Below are 19,976 nucleotides of genomic sequence, written 5' to 3' on the forward strand. Positions count from 1 at the left end.
CGCATCAGCGACGCGCGCCCGCGTCGCCCGCGAATGCGAACTCCAGCGAGACCTCGGGATCGATTCCCACGATGATGCCGCGGTAGAAATCCTCCGCCTGATCCCGCAGGATCGCCGCGTTGTCCTCGACGTATCGGCTCTTCACGTCGTCGCTCAGGATGCGTCGACCATCTCGAGCTGATCGATCTCGGGCGTGACCCAGCTGAGGATGCCGTTGTCCTCGGTGATGAGCTCGAAGTGCTCGTCGTCGTGCCCGATGAAGACGAACTCCGGGATCGCGATCCGGTAGGCGTCCTCCCCGGTCTGCTCGATCGTCACGTCGGCGCCGTCGACGCCGAGCTTGGCGTTGAACGAGTACTGCACGAACGAGGCCCGCTCGCTGCCGGGGGTCTCCACGCCGAGGAACGTGGTCCGGCTGCTCTTGCGGTCGATGCCCTGGATGCCCAGGCTCAGCAGGGCGACCTCCTCCTGCCGTGACACCGCCGTGAGCACCTGCGTGCTGCGCTCCTCCGACTCGTCGCCGAAGAGCGCGATGTCCGGCAGGACCTTCATCGCACCGAGCAGCGCCACGACGCCGAGCACCGCGAGACCGACGACGACGATCCCGCCGACCCATCGCAGCACGCGACGTGCCACGGGCGCCCCCGCCGGGTCGGTGGTGTCCTCGTGCATCGCCATGGGACGGCGGCGGGTCAGCCCTGCACGTGGTGCATCGCGCGGGCGGCGTCCGTGATGGAGCCCGCCAGGGAGGGGTAGGCGGCGAACGCGCGCGCGAGCTGGTCGACCGTGAGCCGGCGCTCGACGGCCAGCGAGAGCGGGAAGATCAGCTCCGACGCCTTCGGCGCCACGACCACGGCGCCGATCACCGTGCCCGATCCCGTGCGCGCGAACAGCTTCACGAAGCCGTCCTTGACGCCCATCATCTTCGCGCGCGCGTTCGACGCGAGCGGCAGCGTGTGCACCTCGCCGTCGACCACGCGCTCCTCGATCTGCTTCTCCGACCAGCCGACCGTCGCGATCTCGGGGTTGGTGAAGATGTTCGAGGCGATCTTGCGCTCCTCGAGCGGGAACGCCGTGTCGCCCAGGGCATGGAACACGGCCGTGCGACCCTGCATCGACGCGACCGAGGCCAGCGGCAGCAGCGTCGTGCAGTCGCCCGCCGCATAGATGTTCGGCACCGAGGTGCGGCTGACCTTGTTCACGCGGATGTGACCGGACTCGGTCATCTGGATGCCGGCCTCCTCGAGGCCGATGCCGCGCGTGTTCGGGATCGCGCCGACCGCCATGAGGCAGTGCGAGCCCTCGATCGTCCGGCCGTCCGCCAGCGTCACGACGACCTGGTCGCCCGTGTTCTCGACCTTCTCGGCACGGGCCTTGGCCAGCAGCTTCATGCCGCCGCGCTTGAAGACCTTCTCGAGCACCTTCGCGGCGTCGGCGTCCTCGCCCGGCAGCACCTGGTCGCGGCTGGAGACCAGCGTGACCTTGGCGCCCAGGTTCATGTACGCCGACGCGAACTCGGCGCCCGTGACGCCCGAGCCGACCACGATCAGGTGCTCGGGGACGGCCGTGAGGTTGTAGAGCTGCTTCCAGGTCAGGATGCGCTCGCCGTCGGGACGGGCGGACGGCAGCTCGCGCGGCGTGGCGCCCGTCGACACGACGAACGTGTCGGCCTCGATGCGGTCGAAGTCCGTGCCGTCGGGGCCCGTGGACACCACGACGGCGTCCTCGCCCTCCAGGCGGCCGTGACCGGCGATGATCCGCACGCCCGCCTCGAGCAGCGAGCTGCGCATGTCCTCGGACTGCTGACCCGCGAGCGCGAGCAGGCGCTTGTTGATCGCGAGCAGGTTGATCGCGATCTCTGGCTTGAGCGGCCTGCCGCTGTCGCCCTTCGCGTAGAACTGCACGCCGAGGTCGCCCGCCTCGGCCACCGCCAGCGCCGCGTCGGCGGTCGCGATGAGCGTCTTCGACGGCACCACGTCCGTGATGACCGCCGAGCCGCCGATGCCCGCGCGCTCGACGACGGTGACGTCCGCCCCGAGCTGAGCTCCGGCCAGCGCCGCCTCGTAGCCGCCCGGGCCACCGCCGAGGATCGCGATCCGCTGCCTGCGTTCGAAGTCGAAGACCATGGGTCCATTCTCACCCACCGGGCCGCCGCCTCCGGAACCCCCTTGCGCCCGGCCCGAGAGGGGCCCGACCGGCCCGGAGGCATGATCCGGGAGCGCGGCCCGTGCGAGCGAAGCGAGCGTGCCCCGGAGGCGGCCCCGCCGCGTGCGAGACGCGAGCGCAGCGAGCTATGAGGCGGACCCCGTCTATCCTCGATCCATGACCGACGCTCACCCCCTCGACGCCCCCGCCGACCCCTTCGAGGTCGCGCAGACCGCCGCCGCCGACATCGCGCGCCTGACCGGCGTGGCGAGCCACGACATCGCCGTGACGCTCGGCAGCGGCTGGGGCAAGGCCACGGACCTGATCGGCGAGACCGTCGCCGAGATCCCCGCGACGGAGGTCACCGGCTTCTCGAAGCCCGCCGTCGAGGGCCACGTGGGCACGATCCGCTCGCTGCGCACGCCCGGCGGCAAGTCCGTCCTCGTGATCGGCGCACGCACGCACTACTACGAGAGCCACGGCGTGCGCCGCGTGGTGCACAGCGTGCGCACGGCGGCCGCCGCGGGCGCGCGCACCATGGTGCTCACCAACGGCGCCGGCGGCATCCGCGAGACGTGGTCGGCCGGCCAGCCGGTGCTGATCAGCGACCACCTCAACCTCACGGCCGACTCGCCGCTCGAGGGCGCGACGTTCATCGACCTCACCGACCTGTACTCGCGACGTCTGCGCGATCTTGCACGCGAGGTGGATCCGACGCTCGACGAGGGCGTGTACGTCCAGTTCCGCGGCCCGCACTACGAGACGCCCGCCGAGGTCCAGATGGCCAAGGCGATGGGCGGCCACATCGTCGGCATGTCGACCGCGCTCGAGGCCATCGCGGCCCGCGAGGCCGGCATGGAGGTGCTGGGCTTCTCGCTCATCACGAACCTCGCCGCGGGCATCTCACCCGACGCCCTGAGCCACGAGGAGGTCATCGAGGCCGGCCGCCTGGCAGAGCCCGTGATCTCCGACCTGCTCGCACGGGTCATCGGGCGCCTGTGATGACCGCGTCGGTGCGGGATCGGGCTCGCGCCTGGCTCGCCCAGGATCCGGATGACGAGACGCGCGCGGAGCTGTCCGCGCTGCTCGAGCGGGTCGAGGCGGGCGATGAGGACGCGGCCGACGATCTCACGGACCGCTTCGACGGCCGGCTGCAGTTCGGCACGGCGGGCCTGCGCGGCGAGCTCGGCGCCGGCAGCAATCGGATGAACCGCGTCCTGGTCGCGCAGGCCGCCGCGGGCTTCGCGGCCTTCCTGAAGGAGCGCGACCCGGACGGCGCACCCACGGTCGTGATCGGCTACGACGGCCGCCGCAACTCGGACGTGTTCGCTCGCGACTCGGCCGAGCTGTTCGCGGGAGCCGGGCTCCGCACGGTCCTGCTCCCGCGCCTCCTGCCCACCCCCGTGCTCGCGTTCGCGGTGCGCCATCTCGGTGCCGACGCGGGCGTCATGGTGACCGCGAGCCACAACCCCCCGAACGACAACGGCTACAAGGTCTACCTCGGCGGCCGCGACGCGGGATCCCAGATCGTCGCGCCGTCCGATGCGGACATCGCCGCGTCCATCCGCCGCATCGCCGACACCGGGAGCGTCGCGGATCTCCCGCGCTCGAGCGATTACGAGGTCGCCGACGAGGCGGTGGTCGAGGCGTACGTCGCCGCGACGGCGGCGGTCGGGCCCGCGCCGGAGGGAGCGACCGGCACGCGCTGGGTCTACACGGCGATGCACGGCGTCGGATGGGAGACCTTCTCGCGCGTGCTCGAGGCGGCGGGCTACCCGGCGCCGACGCTCGTCGCCGAGCAGATCGAGCCCGACGGGTCGTTCCCGACCGTGGCGTTCCCGAACCCCGAGGAGCCCGGCGCGATGGACCTCGCGTTCGCGGCTGCGCGCGCGTCGGACGCCGAGTTCGTGATCGCGCAGGACCCCGACGCCGACCGTCTGGGCGTCGCGATCCCCACGCGCGACGGCGACTGGCGCCGTCTGACCGGAAACGAGGTCGGCCTGCTGCTGGGACGGCGCGCGGCGCGTGCCGCGGCGGGGACGCCCGGCGCCTCGCTCGCGTGCTCGCTGGTGTCGTCGCCCGGCCTGGGCGCGATCGCGCAGCAGCACGGCCTCGGCTTCCACGAGACGCTCACCGGCTTCAAGTGGATCTCGCGCGCCCCTGGCCTGGTGTTCGGCTTCGAGGAGGCCCTCGGCTACCTCGTCAATCCCGGCACGGTGCGCGACAAGGACGGCATCTCGGCGTCGATCGCGTTCCTCGAGCTCGCGACCGAGGCCCGCGGACGCGGCGCGACGATCGCGGATCTGCTCGACGAGCTCGCCGCCGAGATCGGCTTCTACGCCAGCGGGCAGGTCTCCGTCCGCGTGGACGATGTCGCCGTCATCGCGACCGTCATGGCCGCGCTGCGGACCGCGCCGCCGACCGCCTTCGGCGACACCGCGGTCGCGCACGCCGACGACCTGCTGCAGGATCCGGCCGGGCTGGGCGGCGACGTCCTGCGCTACGGGCTCGCGGACGGATCCCGCATCGTCTTCCGCCCGAGCGGCACCGAGCCCAAGCTCAAGGTCTACCTCGACGTCCGCGGCGACTCGGCGGCGGACTCCGCCGCGCGCCTCGCGGCGCTCGAGCAGGCGGTGCGAGAACTGCTCGACCGGATCGCCTGACTCCCCTGGTCGACCATCCGGACGCGACGTAACATGCGATCAGATGGGCGGCCGTCATCCGGGCGCCGTCCCCGAACGGAGGACGCTGCACATGGGAATGATGATGGAGATGATGGAGTCGATGCCGGGCGCGACGACGACCGGCATGGACATGGCGATGATGCAGGAATGCATCGAGGCGTGCTCCGCCGTGAGCATGACCGCCACGATGTGCGCGGACGCGGACGCCGGCGAGGACATGGCCCGGTGCGCCGCGATGTGCTCGAACATGGCGGACGTCGCGACGACCACGATGCGCATGATGATGCGCCCGATGGGCTACGACATGGGCGTCATGCGGGCCATGATGACCGCGTGCATGACCATGGGCGAGGCGTGTGCCGCGGAGTGCCGCATGCACGCCGAGATGGCCGAGCACTGCCGCATCTGCGCGATGGCCTGCGAGGCCATGGTCGAGACCTGCCGCACGGCGATGGGCTCGCTGCAGATGGCCTGAGGGCCTGAGGGCCGCCCGGATCAGCGGCGGCGCGCGCGGATCAGCTCGCCGCCGACCGACAGCACCTCGGCGACCGGATGGAACGCCACGGGCTCGCCGACGCTGACGCGCGCCCGCGCGTCGACCCCGAGGGCGTCGCCCGCGAGGGTGGTGAGCACCGCACCCGACGCGTCCGCGCACATCACGAGAGCATCGATCCACGCGCTCGGCCACGCCGAGACCACCGCGCGCTGCACCGGCAGCACATCCTGGGTCGTGTTCTCGCTCATGCCCCCACGGTACGAACCGCCCGTGCCCGGTGTCACACGGCCCGTCACACGCCGCAACACAGCGCGCCGGACCGCGACCAGGCATCTTCGGCGCGACCAGGCGTGCGCGCTCATGCCTCGTGGGCGCCGCGGTGCCTGTTCGCGATGCGAACGGCACGCTCGTCCACCGCGCAGAGTTCGGGCTGATCTTCGCCACGACCACAGCGACGCCACATCGCAGAGCAGACGGATCCGCAAGCCTCGTCACATGACCGACGAGATCGCCGTACGCACGCTCGCTGAGCTGGAAGCGCACGGAATGGGCCGGCGCGAGGTGCTGGCGGCCACCAAGCGCAAGGAGTTCCGGCGTCTCAACCGCGGAGTGTACGTCCGCGAGTCCGATTGGAAGGCGCACTTCACCGAGGGCCGGCAGCGCGCGAACGGCCGGGCCGCGGCCAAGGTCTTCCGCGATCCGCAGGTGTTCGCACTCCACACCTCCGCCGCTTTCCAGGAGCTGCCGTTGTTTCGTGTCAGGGGCGAGGACGAGCGCGTCCATACCGTGACGACCGCTGCCGCGCCGAACACGTCCTTCGTGGTCCGCCACGAGATGACGCTCACCGAGGCCGACATCATCCGCCGTAACGGCCTGCTGATGACGAGCCTCGAGCGCACTGTCTTCGACCTGATCCGGATCCTGCCGCTCGAGGCCGGCATCGCGCTGGCGGATGCCGCGCTGCGCCAGCGCGAGGAGGAGGCCGACGGCGGAGCGGAGGCTCTCAGGGCCTCGCTGCTCGAACGCATCGCCCGCGCGCCCGGCGCACGCGGCATCCGGCGCGCGCGCGCCGTGATCGCGTTCGCGGATCATCGCGCGGATTCTCCCGGCGAGAGCGCCGGACGCTGGTACCTGCACGTGCTCGGCTTCAAGGACGTCGGGATCCAGGTGCCGTTTCCCGGGCCGAACGGCAGGGACTACGCGCTCGACTTCAAGTTCCGCCGCGGGATCGGCGAGCTCGACGGTGCCGCGAAGTACAAGGACCCGCGATTCCTCGCTGGTCGCACGCCGGAGCAGGCGCTCATCGACGAGAAGCGCCGTGAGGACTGGATCCGCGGCCGCACCCAGGAGCCGTTCGTCCGCTGGATGGACGGGGACATGCCGAACGCCGACGCACTCGGCCGATTCCTCGCACGCTTCGGCATCATCCCGCCCGGCTGATCCCGAGCAGGCACGGTCGCCGCGAGCGGGCACGCGCGCGCATGCCTGGTCGCGGCGCGGATGCCTGCTCGGCGCAGGCGGGCCTCGGACCGGCACCCGGTAGCGTGTGGGGATGGCGCTGCGGCGGGTCGTGATCCAGGTGGCGGCGGGGCTGCACGCACGGCCGGCCGCCGAGCTCGCGCGGCTGGCGCGGAGCAGCGAGGGCGGGCTGCGCATCCGTGCGGGAGCCGATCTCGTCGACGCGGCCAGCGTGCTCGCAGTGATGGAGCTCGCGCTCGCCGCGGGCGACCGGGTCGTGCTCGAGGCCGACGGTCCCGGGGCGGACGCGGTGCTGGACGTGGCCGAATCGCTGCTCGCGCCCCGCGCCTCCTGACCCGCCCCGGCCCCGCCGTGATGCCGCAGGATGAGGACATGTCCGTTCTGCACCCCACCACCCTCCGCGCCGAGCTCGACCGCGTCACCGACCACTGGACGCCGCGCGTGATCGGCCGCGTCAACGACCAGTACGTGAAGGTGGCGAAGCTCCTCGGCGAGTTCGTCTGGCACGCGCACGACGACGAGGACGAAATGTTCCTCGTCGTGTCGGGGGATCTGCGCATCCAGATCGAGGGCGAGCAGGATGTCCGGGTCGGCCCGGGCGAGTTCTTCGTCGTGCCGCGCGGCGTCCGGCACAATCCCGTCGCCGAGCAGGAGGTCGAGATCGTCCTGGTCGAGACCGTCACAACGGCGCACACGGGCGACGTTGTCGTCGAGGGCACCGTGCCGATCGACCGTCAGGTCGGCTCCTTCGACGCGACGCCCTAGCCGTCGATCACGGCGGCGAGCTCGTCGAGGAACGACGACAGGTCCACGCCGCGGCGCACCAGGCGCTGGGCGCTGTCCGGCTCCCCGAACACCTCCACGAGCTGCTCGAACACCGTCTGGAACGCCGGGCGGTCGCTCTCGCTGAACGCCACCAGCGCGATGACGTGCACGCGCGCGTCGGCCCAGCGCACCGGCTGCTCGCTGATCCCGATCGCGATCGCGGTGCGCGACGCGGTCATCTTCAGCGCGTGCGGCACCGCGAGCGTCTCCGTGAACGCCGTGGACGACAGCCGCTCCCGCTCGATCGTGCTCTCGACGTAGTCGTCGTCGATCACGCCCTGCGCGACGAGCAGGGCGCCGAGATCCCGGATCATGCCCTCCTCGCCGCGTGACGCGTCGAGCCCGCGCAGGAACGCGCCGGGAGGGAAGTAGCGCGCCAGCTGCGCGCGCAGCCGCCCGAGGCGCCGCGAGCGGCGCACCCGGCTGGCGGCCGCCGCGACGCGCTCGACGTCGGCGTCCGTCAGGAACGGCTGGATCCGGACGATCCGGTCCGGCGACGTCCCCGCCGACACCGGTGGCTCGATCGTGGTGAGCACGAGGTCCGAGTCGATCGCGGACCAGTCCGGATCGACGCGCGTCTCGACGCCGATCACCTCGATCGACCGGCCGAGCGACCGGTCCACGCTCGAGCGCAGCAGCTCGTGCAGCTCGTAGTAGCCGGGGCAGACGATGGTCGCCGTCAGCGTCGTCTCCGCGCGGCGGCTGCGCTCGAGCCGACCGCCGACGTGCATCGCGATGTAGGCGATCTCGTCGTCGTGGATCGGCACGCCGAGCGCGGCCGACAGCTCGCTGGCGATCGAGACCGCGACGTCGAAGATCATCGGATACGCCGACTTGAGCGTGCGGGTCAGCGGGTTGCGCGACCACGCCTGCTCGCGCGCGCGGTGCACGAGGTTCTGCACGTGCAGCGCGAGACGCTCCACGAAGTCGTCGTGCGCGATGTCCACGAGGTACGACTCGGCCGCGCGCTCGACGGCCGCGCGCACCACCGCCGCGATGTCGGCGTCCGGGGCCACGGCGGGCTCCTCGCGCGACCCCGGCACCACGACCCGCGTCAGCACGAGGGCCGCCAGGTGCAGCCGGTCGCCCTGGCCGAGCTCGACGCCGAAGTGGCGGCTCGTGAGCTCGCCGACGACCTCGGCGAAGCGTGCGCGGGCGGGCTCCGGATCGCCGTGCACGGCCTCGAGCGCGCGCCCCTGCGCGACGCGGTCGGCCGCGATCGCGATGTGCAGTGCCACGTCGGCCGCGGCGAACTCGTTCACGAAGTAGCCCAGCTCGCCGAGCCGCGCGACGAGGTCGCTCTTGAACGCGCCGAGCGCCTCGGACGGGATCGCCATCGCATCGGCCGCCCGGCGGAGCGCGTCGAGGTCGAACGCGCCCTCCTCCATCTCGTCGTGCGCCAGCCGGCTCACGAACCGGCGCTGCGCCAGCTCTGATCCGGTCAGCCGCATGCGCGATCCGGATCGCTCCAGGGCGAGCTCGGATCCGCCCAGCAGCGAACGCACCCGGCCGAGATCGGCCTCGAGCGTCGCGGAGCTGACGTGCATCCGATCGGCGGTCTCGTGCACGTCGATGCCGTCGCTCGCGTCGAGCAGGGTGCGCACGAGCGCGTGCAGGCGCTCGCGCGGCGTGCCGGGGTCGGACTCGGCGCCGGCACGCAGCACGGCCGCGGCCGCGGGGGTCGAGCGATAGCCGGCCGGACCCGACTCGATCGCCTCCGTGCCCGGAACGCGCGCGTTGACGGCGGTGACGTAGCTGCGGACGCTGCGCGGCGTGACGCCGAGCTGATCCGCGAGCGTCGCGGCCGTCACCCAGTCGCCGCGGCGGATCAGGATGCCGAGCACCCGGTCCTGTCGCCGCCTCGTCATGCCCGTCAGTCAATCACGCGGCGGCGGGCCGGGTGCAGGCTTTCCGCCCGGGCGGAAACAACCCTCGTTGCGCCGCTCCCAGCGGACGGTCAGGATCGATCCGAAGGGAAGTGGGCAGATCGATGAGGATCCTCGTGGTGTGCGGTGCGGGCGCGTCCAGCACGTTCGTCGCCCTTCGTCTTCGTCGCGCCGCCGCGTCGGCGGGCCTGGCGGTGACCGCCTCGGCCGGTGCGGAGCCGTCGCTCGCGATCGATCTCGACTCCGCGGACGTCGTCCTCGTGGGGCCTCACCTCGGCCGATCGCTCGAGGAGATCCAGGCGCTCGCGGCGCCGCGCGGCGTGCGCGTCGTGCTGCTGCCCGACGACATCTTCACCGACCACGACGGCAGCCGCGCGCTCGCGCTGGTCACGTCCGTCGCCGCCTCCGATGTGGGATCCGCGACCGCGGAGACCGCCTGACGAAAGGATCACCATGGCCACTCGCACCGTTCGGATCGGCTCGTCGCACGGGCTCCACGCCCGCCCCGCGAAGCTGTTCGCGCAGGCCGCGAAGGACTCCGGCGTCCCCGTCACCATCGCGAAGGGCGACGGCAAGCCCGTCAACGCCGCGAGCATCCTGGGCGTGATCGCCCTGGGCATCGAACAAGGCGACGAGGTCACGCTGACCGCGGAGGGCGACGGCGGCGACGGCGTGCTGGACACGCTCGAGCAGCTGCTGGTCACCGACCACGACGCCGCGTGAGCGCCGTGCGGGGCACTGAGCGAGCGGAGCGAGACGAAGTGAGCGAGACCATAACCGGCGTGGGCATCGGCCTGGGCGTGGCCCAGGGCCCCGTGGCGCGCACGCCCAAGCGCACGCCGCCGCCCCGCGACGAGCGCAGCGGCCGCCCCGCAGAGGAGGAGGCCGGCCGCGTCCGCGAGGCGGTCGCCGCCGTGGCGGCCGACCTGATGCGCCGGGCGGAGACGGCCGGCGGCACCGCGCGCGACGTGCTCGAGGCGCAGGCGATGATCGCCGAGGACCCCTCGCTCGAGGAGGCCGTGCAGGCCCGGCTCGACGACGGCAAGACCGCCGAATGGGCCGTGCACGACGCGTTCGCGGAGTTCCGCGCGACGCTCGAGGCGGTCGGCGGCTACCTGGGCGAGCGCGCCGCCGACCTCGACGACGTCGCGGCGCGCGTCGTCGCGCACCTGCGCGGCGAGCCCGCGCCCGGCGTCCCCTCGCCCGGGCATCCGTTCGTGCTGGTCGCGCCGGATCTCGCCCCGGCGGACACCGCGCTGCTCGATCTGGATCCGGCGTCCCCGAACCGGGTGCTCGCGCTCGTCACGACCGACGGCGGGCCCACGTCGCACACCGCGATCCTCGCCCGCGAGAAGGGCATCGTGGCGGTGGTCGGCGCCGGCCGCGCGGCGCGGCTGGCCGACGGCGACGTCGTCATCGTGGACGCCGCGGCGGGATCCGTCGTCACCGACCCGAGCGAAGACGAGCTGGCGGAGGCGCAGCGCCGCGCCGACGAGCGCGCGGCCGCGGAGGCGGCCCCCGTGACGCCCGGCGCCCTCGCCGACGGCACGGCCGTCCCGCTGCTCGCGAACCTCGGATCGCCCAAGGGCGCCGCCGAGGCGCTGGAGCTGGGCGCGGAGGGCGTGGGCCTGTTCCGCACCGAGTTCCTGTTCCTCAGCTCCACGGAGGCCCCGACCGTCGAGGCGCAGCGAGCCGAGTACACCAAGCTGCTCACCGCGTTCGCCGGGAAGAAGGTCGTCGTGCGCGTGCTGGACGCGGGCGCGGACAAGCCCCTGCCGTTCCTCAACGACGCCGAGGAGGACAACCCGGCCCTCGGCCTGCGCGGCCTGCGGGCCCTGCGCGCGAACGAGGACATCCTGCGGGATCAGCTGACCGCTCTCGCTCAGGCGGATGCCGCCACCGACGCGGACCTCTGGGTCATGGCGCCCATGATCGCGACCGTCGAGGAGACCGCGTACTTCACCGCGCTCGCCCGAGAGGTCGGCCTGAAGACGACCGGTGTGATGGTCGAGGTGCCCGCGGCGGCGCTGCTGGCCGATCGCATCCTGAAGCACGCGGACTTCGCGTCGATCGGCACGAACGACCTCACGCAGTACACGATGGCGGCGGATCGCCTGCTCGGCACGGTCGCGAGCCTGCAGGATCCGTGGCACCCCGCCGTCCTGCAGCTGATCGAGCGCGTCGGCGAGGCCGGCGCCGCCCACGGCAAGCCGGTCGGCATCTGCGGCGAGGCCGCCGCAGACCCGCTGCTCGCGGTCGTGCTCGTGGGCCTCGGCGCCACGACGCTCTCGATGGCGCCCGCGGCCCTGGCAGACGTGCGCTTCTCGCTCGGCCGCTTCACGCTCGAGGACGCGCGTCGCATCGCGCACGCCGCCCTCGGCGCCGACGACGCCCCGGCCGCCCGCGCGGCCGCGCAGGCGGCGGCCGGATCCTGACCTCCACTCCCACAACCCGAACACACAGCAAGAAAGGCGTTGCAATGACGACGACGTCAGTCGAGACCGGAAGCCGCGGCGGACTCCGCATCGGCGTGCAGAAGGTCGGCACGTTCCTGTCGGGCATGATCATGCCCAACATCCCCGCGCTCATCGCGTGGGGCATCCTCACCGCGTTCGTGATCGACGTCGGCTGGACGCCGAACGCGGCGCTGGCCACGATGGTCGGCCCGATGATCCACTACCTGCTGCCGATCCTGATCGCGGCGCAGGCGGGCCGGATGATCTACGAGACCCGCGGAGCCGTCGTGTCGGCGATCGCCGTGTTCGGCGTGATCGCCGGCTCCGACTTCATCATCGACAGCTTCAACGCGGCCCTGCCCGAGGGCGAGGCCCCGCTCGGTCAGGTCCACATGTTCATCGGCGCGATGATCATGGGCCCGCTCGCCGCGTGGGTCATGAAGCAGCTCGACCGGCTGTGGGAGGGCAAGGTCAAGGCGGGCTTCGAGATGCTCGTCAGCATGTTCTCCGCCGGCATCGCCGGATTCTTCCTCGGGGTGGCGGGCTTCTACCTGCTGGCCCCGGTCATCAACTGGATCATGTCGGTCCTCGGCGGCGCGGTCGGCTGGCTGGTCGAGAACGGCCTGCTGCCACTGACCAGCATCCTGATCGAGCCCGCCAAGGTCTTCTTCCTCAACAATGCGATCAACCACGGCGTGCTGACGCCGCTGGGACTCGCGCAGACCGACGAGGCCGGCAAGTCGATCCTGTTCCTGCTCGAGGCGAACCCCGGCCCCGGTCTGGGCGTCCTGCTCGCGTTCACGTTCTTCGGCGTCGGCGCGGCGCGCGCGACGGCCCCGGGCGCGGCGATCATCCAGTTCTTCGGCGGCATCCACGAGGTCTACTTCCCCTACGTGCTGATGAAGCCGGCGCTGCTGCTCGCGGTCATCGCCGGTGGCGCCACGGGCGTCACCACCAACGTGATCTTCCAGTCGGGTCTGCGCGCTCCGGCCGCTCCGGGCAGCATCATCGCGGTGCTCTTCCAGACGGCGTCCGACAGCTACCTCGGCGTCATCCTGTCGGTGATCCTGTCCGCGGCGGTGACGTTCGCCATCGCCGCGCTGATCCTGCTCTCGAGCCGCAAGCGCGACCTCGCGGCCGAGGCGGCGGGCGGTGACGGCTTCGCGGCCGCCGTGGCCCAGACCCAGGCCAACAAGGGCAGGTCCTCGGCGGCGCTGAGCGGCCTGGCCGGCGCCGGTGCGGGCGCGGGCACCGCGACGTTGACGGCACCCGCTCGGGCGATCGAGCGCGTGGTGTTCGCGTGCGACGCGGGCATGGGCTCGTCGGCCATGGGCGCGAGCGTCCTGCGCAACAAGTTCAAGGCCGCCGGCATCGCGGACGTCAACGTCACCAACAAGGCGATCGCGGCGCTGGACGGCCACGCGGATCTCGTGATCACGCAGCAGCAGCTGACCGACCGCGCGCGCCAGCGCGAGCAGTCGGCCGTGCACGTCTCGGTGGACAACTTCATGAACGCACCGCAGTACGACGAGGTCGTGCAGCTCGTGCTGCAGCAGCGCGCGGCGGACGACGTCGACGCGGCACCGCAGGACGTGCCGCCGGCGCCGGACGGGATCTCGGGTGCCGACGCTCCCGCGACCCGCGCCGAGGCGCGCGCGGCCGCGGCCGCCGTGGAGTCGGGCTCGTCCGCCGACGACGGCGTGCTGACGCAGGGCAGCGTCCGGATCCACGCCGGATCGGTCTCGCGCGACGAGGCGATCCGCGAGGCGGCCGACATGCTGGAGGCGGCGGGCGCGGTCACCGGCCGGTACTACGACGCGATGCTCACGCGCGAGCAGACGGTGTCGACGTTCATGGGCAACGAGCTGGCGATCCCGCACGGCACCAACGACGCCAAGGACGCCGTGCTCGAGTCGGCGCTGACTGTGGTCCGCTACGACGGCGGCATCGACTGGGAGGGCGACCAGGTCACGTTCGTGGTCGGCATCGCCGGTCGCGGCGACGAGCACCTCGGTCTGCTGCAGAACGTCGCGCTGCTCTTCTCCGACGAGGAGCAGGTCGAGCAGCTCAAGAAGGCGGAGACGCCCGAGGAGCTGTACGCGCTGCTCAGGGCCGTGAACGAAGGCTGACCGGAGAGAAGCATGATGACTGAGACGAACCGCACGGCCGTCCACTTCGGCGCGGGCAACATCGGCCGCGGCTTCGTGGGGCTGCTGCTCCACGAGGGCGGGTACGAGGTGGTCTTCTCCGACGTCGCCACGGCGCTGGTCGACGCGATCAACGCGGCCGACGAGTACACCGTGCACGAGGTCGGCGAGGGCGGCCGCGACCGGGTCGTCTCAGGGTTCCGCGCGATCGACAGCGCCGCGGATCCGGATGGCGTGGCGGCGGCGGTGGCGACGGCGGACGTCGTCACCACCGCCGTCGGCCCCACCGTGCTGCGCTTCATCGCGCCGCACATCGTGGCGGGGCTCGCGCTGCGCGATCCGGACGCTCCCGCCCTGCAGGTCATGGCGTGCGAGAACGCGATCGGCGCGACCGACACCCTGCGCGGGCACATGCAGGAGGCGGCCGGCGAGAGCTGGGACGCCCTGGCCGGCCGCGCCGTGTTCGCCAACACGGCGGTGGACCGGATCGTGCCCGGCCAGCCCGAGGGGCACGGGATCGACGTGACCGTCGAGCCGTTCTTCGAGTGGGCCATCGAGCGCCCCCCGTTCGGGAGCACTCCCCCGGAGATCCCGGGCGCGCACTTCGTCGACGACCTCGAGCCGTACATCGAGCGCAAGCTCTTCACGGTCAACACGGGCCACGCGACGGCCGCCTACCTCGGCGCCCGGGCGGGGCTCGAGAGGATCTCCGACGCCCTGGCCGACGAGGCCGTCGCGGCCGGCGTCGCCGCGGCGCTCGAGGAGACCTCCGCCCTGCTCGCCGCCAAGCACGGCTTCGATCCCGCAGACCTCGCGGAGTACCGCGCGACGATCCTCGGCCGCTTCCGCAACCCGGCCCTTCCCGACACGGTGCGGCGCGTCGGGCGACAGCCCCTGCGCAAGCTGTCGCGCCATGAGCGCTTCGTGGGCCCGGCGGCGGAGGCGGCCGAGCGGGGGCTGCCGGTCGACGGCCTGCTGGCCGCGATCGGCGCCCTGCTCGCCTTCGACGACCCCGAGGACGAGCAGTCGGTCGACCTGCAGCGCCTGCTGCGGGAGCTCGACGCGCAGGCGTTCACGGCGCAGGCGACGGGCCTCGAGCGGGAGCACCCGCTGTTCGCCCGGATCGCGGCGGTCGTGGAGCGGGCGCAGGCCGTCTGAGCGCGCGTCCTATTATCGAACATGTGACGACGACGCCCGCCGCGGGATCCCAGACCTTGAGTCGCGGCATCCGGCTGCTCGAGATCCTGGCCGCGGGCGATCGCGCCCTGTCGATCGACGAGCTGGCCGCCGCCCTGGGCGTGCACCGCTCGGTCGCGTACCGGCTGCTGCGCACGCTCGAGGAGCACGGGCTCGTCGCCCGCGGCGCGAGCGGCCTGGTCTCGCTCGGCGCGGGGCTCGCGGCGCTGGCCTCGAGCGTGTCGCGCGACCTCCAGGCCGCCGCGATGCCGGAGCTCGCCGAGGCCGCCGACGACCTGGGCATGACCTGCCTGCTGGTCATGCTCGAGTCCGGCGAGGGGATCACGGTCGTCAGCGCTCCCCCGCGCCGCACGGTCGCGGTGTCCTACAACCCGGGCCACCGTCACCCGATCACGCGCGGCGGCCCCGGGAAGGCGATGCTCATGGAGCTGTCGGACGCCGCCTGGCCGGCCGACGCGTCGGACGCGCTGCGCGCGGAGATCGCGGAGAGCCGCGTGCGCGGGTACGCGACGAGCCACGACGAGGTCGTGCCGTCGCTGTGGTCGGTCGCCGTGCCGCTCGCCCTGCCGGGCCAGCCGCTCGCGTCCGTCGCGGCGATCCACGTCTCGCTCACGCGCCCCGAGCCGGAGATCGCCGAGCGGCTGCGCGCCGCCGCGGCGGGCATCGCCCGCACGCTCGGCGCCTGACCCCGGACTTCTAGGAGAGAACCGCCTGCTTCCGGAAGATGCCGGCGAAGAACGCCGCCAGCTCGTCGGTCGCGTCCAGCGGCAGCACGTTCGCGACGTAGTGGTCGGGACGCACCACCACGATCGCGCCGTCGCGGCTGATGCCGCGCGCCTCGAAGATGTCGTCGGCGGGATCGGCCGCGTAGACCTTCTCGTAGTCGGTCACCTGGAACGGCCCGACCTTCGGCAGGAAGGCCGCCGGCACCCGATCCATCTCGACCTGCGTGTGGTCCTGCTGGTACACGACCTTCACGTCGAACCACGCGTCCGCGTCGGCGCCGGCCGGCGTGTGGGCGACGACCGGCGACTCGGGCGCGGTGCGGATCCACTCGGCCAGCTCCGCCGTGCGCGAGGCATCGCCCATCGCCGCGCCGTCGGCGAAGACGTACACGCGCCAGCGCCCGTCCGCCCGGTGGTGATGCCCGAGGTGCTTCGGGTTCGCGTCGCACACGCGCGTGACGGGGTGCGACTTGAAGCGCTTGCCGAGCGGGAACCCTGTCGCGAGCTCCTGGTGAGCGTCCGTGCCCATGATCATCGACGGGCGATACTGCGTCATGAAGCCGGCGGGGAACTCGATCGTCTTCATGTAGAAGTCCTCGAGCTCGGAGGGGTCGTCCATCTCCTCGGGGCGCTTGGCCATGAGCGAGGACCACTCCTTGTCGAACTCGATGAGGTTCACCGCGATCTCCTGGCGCTCGGCCGAGTACGTGTCCAGCAGCGCCTCGGGCGCGCGCCCCTCGAGCACGTGCGCGAGCTTCCACGCGAGGTTCCAGCCGTCCTGCATCGACACGTTCATGCCCTGCCCGGCCTTCGCGGAGTGCGTGTGGCACGCGTCGCCCGCGATGAACACGCGCGGTGTGCGGGTGCCGGCCTCGGCGGGCGGGACGTCGTCGAACTTGTCGGTCACGCGGTGCCCGACCTCGTAGACGCTGCGCCACGCCACATGCTTCACGGTCAGCGTGTAGGGGTGCAGGATCCGGTTCGCCCGCTCCTCGACCTCGGCCTGCGTCGTGAGGCGGACGCGTCCGTTGTCGTCGTGCGGCACCTCACCGAGATCCACGTACATCCGGAACAGGTGGTTGCCCTCGCGCGGGATGTGCAGGATGCTGCCGCCGTCGTGCGACTGGATCGCGCACTTGGTGCGGATGTCGGGGAAGTCCGTCTCGGCGAGCACGTCCATGACGCCCCACGCGTGGAACGCCTGGTCGCCCTCCAGCCGGCGGCCGATCGCCTCGCGCACGCGGCTGCGGGCGCCGTCGGCGCCCAGCACGTACTTTGCGCGCACCACCCGCTCCTCGCCCTCCGCGACGCCGGCGGATGCGCCCGCGTCGGCAGCGCGGCGCAGCGTGACCGCCACCGGGAACTCGCCGGACTCGTCGACCGTGAGGGTGACGAACTCCCAGCCCCAGTCGGGCACGACCCGGCCCGGCGCGTTGCGCGCGTACTCGGCGAAGTAGTCCAGGACGCGGGCCTGGTTCACGATCAGGTGCGGGAACTCGCTCATGCCGTGCGGATCGTCGGGCGTGCGCGCCGATCGGACGATGTTCCGCGGGTTCTGCGGATCCGGCTTCCAGAAGCACATCTCCGTGATCCGATACGCCTCCTCGATGATCCGGTTCGCGAATCCGAAGGCCTGGAACGTCTCGACCGTGCGGGCCTGGATGCCGTCGGCCTGCCCCACCTGGAGGCGCCCCGGGCGGCGGTCGATGATGCGCGTGGAGATGCCGGGGAACTGCGCCAGCTGCGCGGCCGCGATCATCCCGGCGGGACCCGCGCCGACGATGAGCACGTCCATCTCGTCGGGCAGCTCGGGCTCCCGCGTGAGGCCGATCCCCGCGGCGGGCTGGACCCGCGGGTCGCCGGACACATAGCCGTGGTGGTGGAACTGCACGGGCTCTCCCTCGATCTCCGTCGATGCGACGGATCCCGCGTCGGCGCGAGATCCGGATGCGTATGTTCGATAATCGAACACGGTGTTCGCTTATCGATCAGAGCGAGTCTAGGAGGGGGATCCGCGGCCCGCAACCGGTTAGGATCGTGCGCGTCCGGCCACGCGATCAGGCCGGTGCTCGAAAAAGGAGCACGAAGCCACTGCCGGCGAAGGCGGCGAGACACATACGGGAATCGATCGTCCACCCCCGTCTCGAAAGGCACGCCCATGCCCTCCGTGTCCGCGCACGTCGCCGCCGCCCTCTCCCGCCACATCGACCAGGTGTTCGGCCTGATGGGGAACGGCAACGCGCACTTCCTCGACGCCCTGCTCCGCGACACCGGCGCCGCGTTCACCGCCGTGCGTCACGAGGCCGGCGCGGTCGTCGCCGCCGACGCGCACTTCCGCGTCTCCGGCCGCATCGCCGCCGCGACCACGACGTACGGCGCCGGGTTCACGAACACCCTCACGGCGCTCGCCGAGTCGGCCCAGGCGCGCATCCCGCTCGTGCTCGTCGTGGGCGATCAGCCCACGCCGGGCCCGCGCCCCTGGGACGTCGATCAGATCGCCCTCGCGTCCGCCGTCGGCGTGCGCACCTACACCGTCGGCCGCCTCGACGCGGCCGCGACCACGGTCATCGCGATCGAGCACGCGCTCGCGAACCGCACGCCCGTCGTGCTCGCCCTGCCCTACGACACCCCCACGCTCGAGGCCGGCCCGGTGCCCGAGCTGCCCGAGCCCCGGATGCCCCGGCCGATCGAGCCGTCCGCGGACGCGCGCGCCGCGCTGCGCCGGGTCGCGCGCGCCCTGGCGGAGGCCGAGCGCCCGGTGCTGCTCGCCGGCCGGGGCGCCTGGCTGGCCGGCGCGGGCGACGCCCTCGGCCTCCTGGCGGACGCGACCGGCGCCCTGACGGCCACCACCGCGCTCGGCCGCGGCGTGTTCCCCGACCCGTCGCACGACCTGGGGGTCACGGGCGGCTTCGGCGCCCCCGCGGCGATGGAGCTCATCCGGACGGCCGATGTGGTCGTCGCGATCGGCGCGAGCCTCAGCCCGTTCACGATGCGCTTCGGCGAGCTCCTGACGCCCGACGCGCGATTCGTCCAGGTCGACATCGCCCCGACGGCCACGCATCCCCGCGTCGGCGAGTACGTCCGCGGCGACGCCCGCGTGGTGGCCGAGCTGCTGGCCGAGGAGGTCGCCGCGCTCGGAGCCCACGCGACGTGGCACGACGGGCTCGACATGGATGCGCTCCGCCGCCAGCTGGTCGAGGGCGAGCTCGCACCCGACGGCCGGCTCGACCCGCGCGCCACCGCCGCCCGCATCGGCGAGCTGCTCCCGACCGACCGCGTCGTCGTCAGCGACGGCGGGCACTTCATCGCGTGGGCGAACATGTTCTGGCCCGTCGCCTCGCCGGGCCGCATGGTCATGATCGGCACGGCGTTCCAGTCGATCGGCCTCGGCTGGCCGAGCGTCGCCGGGGCGGCGCAGGCGGATCCGGACGCGACCGTCGTGCTGACCACGGGCGACGGCGGCGGCCTGATGGCGCTCGCGGACCTCGAGACAGCCGTGCGCAGCGCGGGCGGACGCGGCCTCGCCGTCGTGTGGAACGACGCGGCGTACGGCGCGGAGGTCAACCTCTACGGCCTCAAGGGCCTGCACGAGGGCCCCATGCGCATCCCCCAGGTCGACTTCGCCGCCCTCGGCCGGGCCGCGGGCGCCGAGGGCGTCGTGGTCGAGCGGCTCGCCGACCTCGAGCGCCTCGCCACCTGGGCCGCGGAACCGGCCGAGACGCGCCCGTTCCTCGTGCTCGACCTGCGGATCTCGGGCGACGTCATCGCGCCGTACCAGCACGAGGTCATCCGCTTCAATTCCTGACCCACCGGGCGTCGACAACACGTGCTCTCAACGAGGACACGCCATATCTGGGCCTGTGATGTCTCAGGACATCGGTGACGGAACTGCATCAGGACATCGGTGACGGTTCCTGCATCAGGACATCGGTGACA

19 protein-coding genes are annotated in these 19,976 nt (G+C 72.5%); 13 read left to right on the forward strand and 6 right to left on the reverse strand.

The genetic code is table 11. The features are described 5' to 3' along the window. Positions 1 to 4 precede the first annotated feature (4 nt). The 3 genes from AAD528_RS06485 to AAD528_RS06495 are packed head-to-tail and all read right to left on the reverse strand — an operon-like array spanning position 5 to position 2,126. Positions 5 to 145, reverse strand: a complete 141-nt coding sequence (locus AAD528_RS06485; protein ID WP_345751230.1) for a hypothetical protein — start codon at positions 143 to 145, stop codon at positions 5 to 7. Between the two features lie 8 nt (positions 146 to 153). Continuing rightward, the gene (locus AAD528_RS06490; RefSeq protein WP_345751231.1) at positions 154 to 672 is read right to left on the reverse strand and encodes a hypothetical protein; all 519 of its coding nucleotides are present in this window, start codon (positions 670 to 672) and stop codon (positions 154 to 156) included. Between the two features lie 20 nt (positions 673 to 692). Continuing rightward, positions 693 to 2,126 (reverse strand): NAD(P)H-quinone dehydrogenase, encoded by a 1,434-nt coding sequence (locus tag AAD528_RS06495; protein ID WP_345751232.1) that lies wholly within the window; start codon positions 2,124 to 2,126, stop codon positions 693 to 695. Positions 2,127 to 2,322: 196 nt separating this feature from the next. Between AAD528_RS06495 and AAD528_RS06500 the strand changes: the two genes are divergently transcribed. From AAD528_RS06500 to AAD528_RS06510, 3 genes are all read left to right on the forward strand, one after another. Then, positions 2,323 to 3,147, forward strand: a complete 825-nt coding sequence (locus tag AAD528_RS06500; protein ID WP_345751233.1) for a purine-nucleoside phosphorylase — start codon at positions 2,323 to 2,325, stop codon at positions 3,145 to 3,147. Then, the gene (locus AAD528_RS06505; protein ID WP_345751234.1) at positions 3,147 to 4,808 is read left to right on the forward strand and encodes a phospho-sugar mutase; all 1,662 of its coding nucleotides are present in this window, start codon (positions 3,147 to 3,149) and stop codon (positions 4,806 to 4,808) included. Before AAD528_RS06500 ends, AAD528_RS06505 begins: the two co-directional genes overlap by 1 nt. Before the next feature lie 91 nt (positions 4,809 to 4,899). Beyond that, entirely contained in the window at positions 4,900 to 5,304 is a 405-nt protein-coding gene (locus AAD528_RS06510; RefSeq protein ID WP_345751235.1) for a four-helix bundle copper-binding protein, read from the forward strand. Positions 5,305 to 5,324: 20 nt separating this feature from the next. Here the strand turns inward: AAD528_RS06510 and AAD528_RS06515 are convergent, their stop codons facing one another. After that, a complete protein-coding gene (locus AAD528_RS06515; protein ID WP_345751236.1) occupies positions 5,325 to 5,573 on the reverse strand; it encodes a hypothetical protein in 249 nt (82 codons plus the stop codon). Between the two features lie 247 nt (positions 5,574 to 5,820). Here AAD528_RS06515 and AAD528_RS06520 point away from each other — a divergent pair, with 247 nt between their 5' ends. The 3 genes from AAD528_RS06520 to AAD528_RS06530 all read left to right on the forward strand — a co-directional run bounded on the left by AAD528_RS06520 (position 5,821) and on the right by AAD528_RS06530 (position 7,569). Beyond that, the gene (locus AAD528_RS06520) at positions 5,821 to 6,765 is read left to right on the forward strand and encodes a hypothetical protein (protein ID WP_345751237.1); all 945 of its coding nucleotides are present in this window, start codon (positions 5,821 to 5,823) and stop codon (positions 6,763 to 6,765) included. Between the two features lie 112 nt (positions 6,766 to 6,877). Next, the gene (locus tag AAD528_RS06525; protein ID WP_345751238.1) at positions 6,878 to 7,138 is read left to right on the forward strand and encodes an HPr family phosphocarrier protein; all 261 of its coding nucleotides are present in this window, start codon (positions 6,878 to 6,880) and stop codon (positions 7,136 to 7,138) included. A 38-nt stretch (positions 7,139 to 7,176) separates the two neighbouring features. Continuing rightward, a complete protein-coding gene (locus AAD528_RS06530) occupies positions 7,177 to 7,569 on the forward strand; it encodes a cupin domain-containing protein (RefSeq protein WP_345751239.1) in 393 nt (130 codons plus the stop codon). On the opposite strand, the gene AAD528_RS06535 is transcribed toward AAD528_RS06530, so the two are convergent. Next, positions 7,566 to 9,497, reverse strand: a complete 1,932-nt coding sequence (locus AAD528_RS06535) for a BglG family transcription antiterminator (protein WP_345751240.1) — start codon at positions 9,495 to 9,497, stop codon at positions 7,566 to 7,568. The genes AAD528_RS06530 and AAD528_RS06535 overlap by 4 nt on opposite strands. 122 nt (positions 9,498 to 9,619) lie before the next feature. Between AAD528_RS06535 and AAD528_RS06540 the strand changes: the two genes are divergently transcribed. Genes AAD528_RS06540 through AAD528_RS06565 form a run of 6 tightly spaced genes read left to right on the forward strand, consistent with a single transcriptional unit; the run spans position 9,620 to position 16,001 of the window. After that, positions 9,620 to 9,955: a PTS sugar transporter subunit IIB gene (locus AAD528_RS06540; RefSeq protein WP_345751241.1), complete on the forward strand. Its 336-nt coding sequence runs from the start codon at positions 9,620 to 9,622 to the stop codon at positions 9,953 to 9,955. A 13-nt stretch (positions 9,956 to 9,968) separates the two neighbouring features. Beyond that, entirely contained in the window at positions 9,969 to 10,238 is a 270-nt protein-coding gene (locus tag AAD528_RS06545; RefSeq protein ID WP_345751242.1) for an HPr family phosphocarrier protein, read from the forward strand. 38 nt (positions 10,239 to 10,276) lie between these two features. Continuing rightward, a complete protein-coding gene (gene ptsP / locus AAD528_RS06550; RefSeq protein ID WP_345751243.1) occupies positions 10,277 to 11,950 on the forward strand; it encodes a phosphoenolpyruvate--protein phosphotransferase in 1,674 nt (557 codons plus the stop codon). 44 nt (positions 11,951 to 11,994) lie between these two features. After that, complete coding sequence (locus AAD528_RS06555) at positions 11,995 to 14,100, forward strand: PTS mannitol transporter subunit IICBA (protein WP_345751244.1); 2,106 nt, start codon at positions 11,995 to 11,997, stop codon at positions 14,098 to 14,100. A gap of 15 nt (positions 14,101 to 14,115) precedes the next feature. Continuing rightward, positions 14,116 to 15,276 (forward strand): mannitol-1-phosphate 5-dehydrogenase, encoded by a 1,161-nt coding sequence (locus AAD528_RS06560; RefSeq protein ID WP_345751245.1) that lies wholly within the window; start codon positions 14,116 to 14,118, stop codon positions 15,274 to 15,276. Between the two features lie 23 nt (positions 15,277 to 15,299). Next, positions 15,300 to 16,001 (forward strand): IclR family transcriptional regulator, encoded by a 702-nt coding sequence (locus AAD528_RS06565; RefSeq protein ID WP_345751246.1) that lies wholly within the window; start codon positions 15,300 to 15,302, stop codon positions 15,999 to 16,001. Positions 16,002 to 16,011: 10 nt separating this feature from the next. Here AAD528_RS06565 and AAD528_RS06570 read toward each other — a convergent pair whose 3' ends face one another. Then, a complete protein-coding gene (locus AAD528_RS06570) occupies positions 16,012 to 17,931 on the reverse strand; it encodes an FAD-binding monooxygenase (protein WP_345751268.1) in 1,920 nt (639 codons plus the stop codon). A gap of 267 nt (positions 17,932 to 18,198) precedes the next feature. Between AAD528_RS06570 and AAD528_RS06575 the strand changes: the two genes are divergently transcribed. After that, positions 18,199 to 19,845, forward strand: coding sequence for a thiamine pyrophosphate-binding protein (locus tag AAD528_RS06575; RefSeq protein WP_345751247.1), 1,647 nt, complete (start codon positions 18,199 to 18,201; stop codon positions 19,843 to 19,845). Positions 19,846 to 19,976 lie beyond the last annotated feature (131 nt).

This window comes from Microbacterium rhizophilum (assembly GCF_039605615.1).
In the GTDB taxonomy this organism is placed as follows: domain Bacteria; phylum Actinomycetota; class Actinomycetes; order Actinomycetales; family Microbacteriaceae; genus Microbacterium; species Microbacterium rhizophilus.

Bases quoted from the DNA above. Each gene is read 5' to 3' on its own strand.
- AAD528_RS06520 (WP_345751237.1), top strand. From the start codon at position 5,821: ATGACCGACGAGATCGCCGTACGCACGCTCGCTGAGCTGGAAGCGCAC.
- AAD528_RS06525 (WP_345751238.1), top strand. From the start codon at position 6,878: ATGGCGCTGCGGCGGGTCGTGATCCAGGTGGCGGCGGGGCTGCACGCA.
- AAD528_RS06560 (WP_345751245.1), top strand. From the start codon at position 14,116: ATGACTGAGACGAACCGCACGGCCGTCCACTTCGGCGCGGGCAACATC.
- AAD528_RS06530 (WP_345751239.1), top strand. From the start codon at position 7,177: ATGTCCGTTCTGCACCCCACCACCCTCCGCGCCGAGCTCGACCGCGTC.
- AAD528_RS06540 (WP_345751241.1), top strand. From the start codon at position 9,620: ATGAGGATCCTCGTGGTGTGCGGTGCGGGCGCGTCCAGCACGTTCGTC.
- AAD528_RS06495 (WP_345751232.1), bottom strand. From the start codon at position 2,126: ATGGTCTTCGACTTCGAACGCAGGCAGCGGATCGCGATCCTCGGCGGT.
- AAD528_RS06545 (WP_345751242.1), top strand. From the start codon at position 9,969: ATGGCCACTCGCACCGTTCGGATCGGCTCGTCGCACGGGCTCCACGCC.
- AAD528_RS06510 (WP_345751235.1), top strand. From the start codon at position 4,900: ATGGGAATGATGATGGAGATGATGGAGTCGATGCCGGGCGCGACGACG.
- AAD528_RS06555 (WP_345751244.1), top strand. From the start codon at position 11,995: ATGACGACGACGTCAGTCGAGACCGGAAGCCGCGGCGGACTCCGCATC.
- AAD528_RS06500 (WP_345751233.1), top strand. From the start codon at position 2,323: ATGACCGACGCTCACCCCCTCGACGCCCCCGCCGACCCCTTCGAGGTC.
- AAD528_RS06505 (WP_345751234.1), top strand. From the start codon at position 3,147: ATGACCGCGTCGGTGCGGGATCGGGCTCGCGCCTGGCTCGCCCAGGAT.
- AAD528_RS06575 (WP_345751247.1), top strand. From the start codon at position 18,199: ATGCCCTCCGTGTCCGCGCACGTCGCCGCCGCCCTCTCCCGCCACATC.
- AAD528_RS06490 (WP_345751231.1), bottom strand. From the start codon at position 672: ATGCACGAGGACACCACCGACCCGGCGGGGGCGCCCGTGGCACGTCGC.
- AAD528_RS06515 (WP_345751236.1), bottom strand. From the start codon at position 5,573: ATGAGCGAGAACACGACCCAGGATGTGCTGCCGGTGCAGCGCGCGGTG.
- AAD528_RS06535 (WP_345751240.1), bottom strand. From the start codon at position 9,497: ATGACGAGGCGGCGACAGGACCGGGTGCTCGGCATCCTGATCCGCCGC.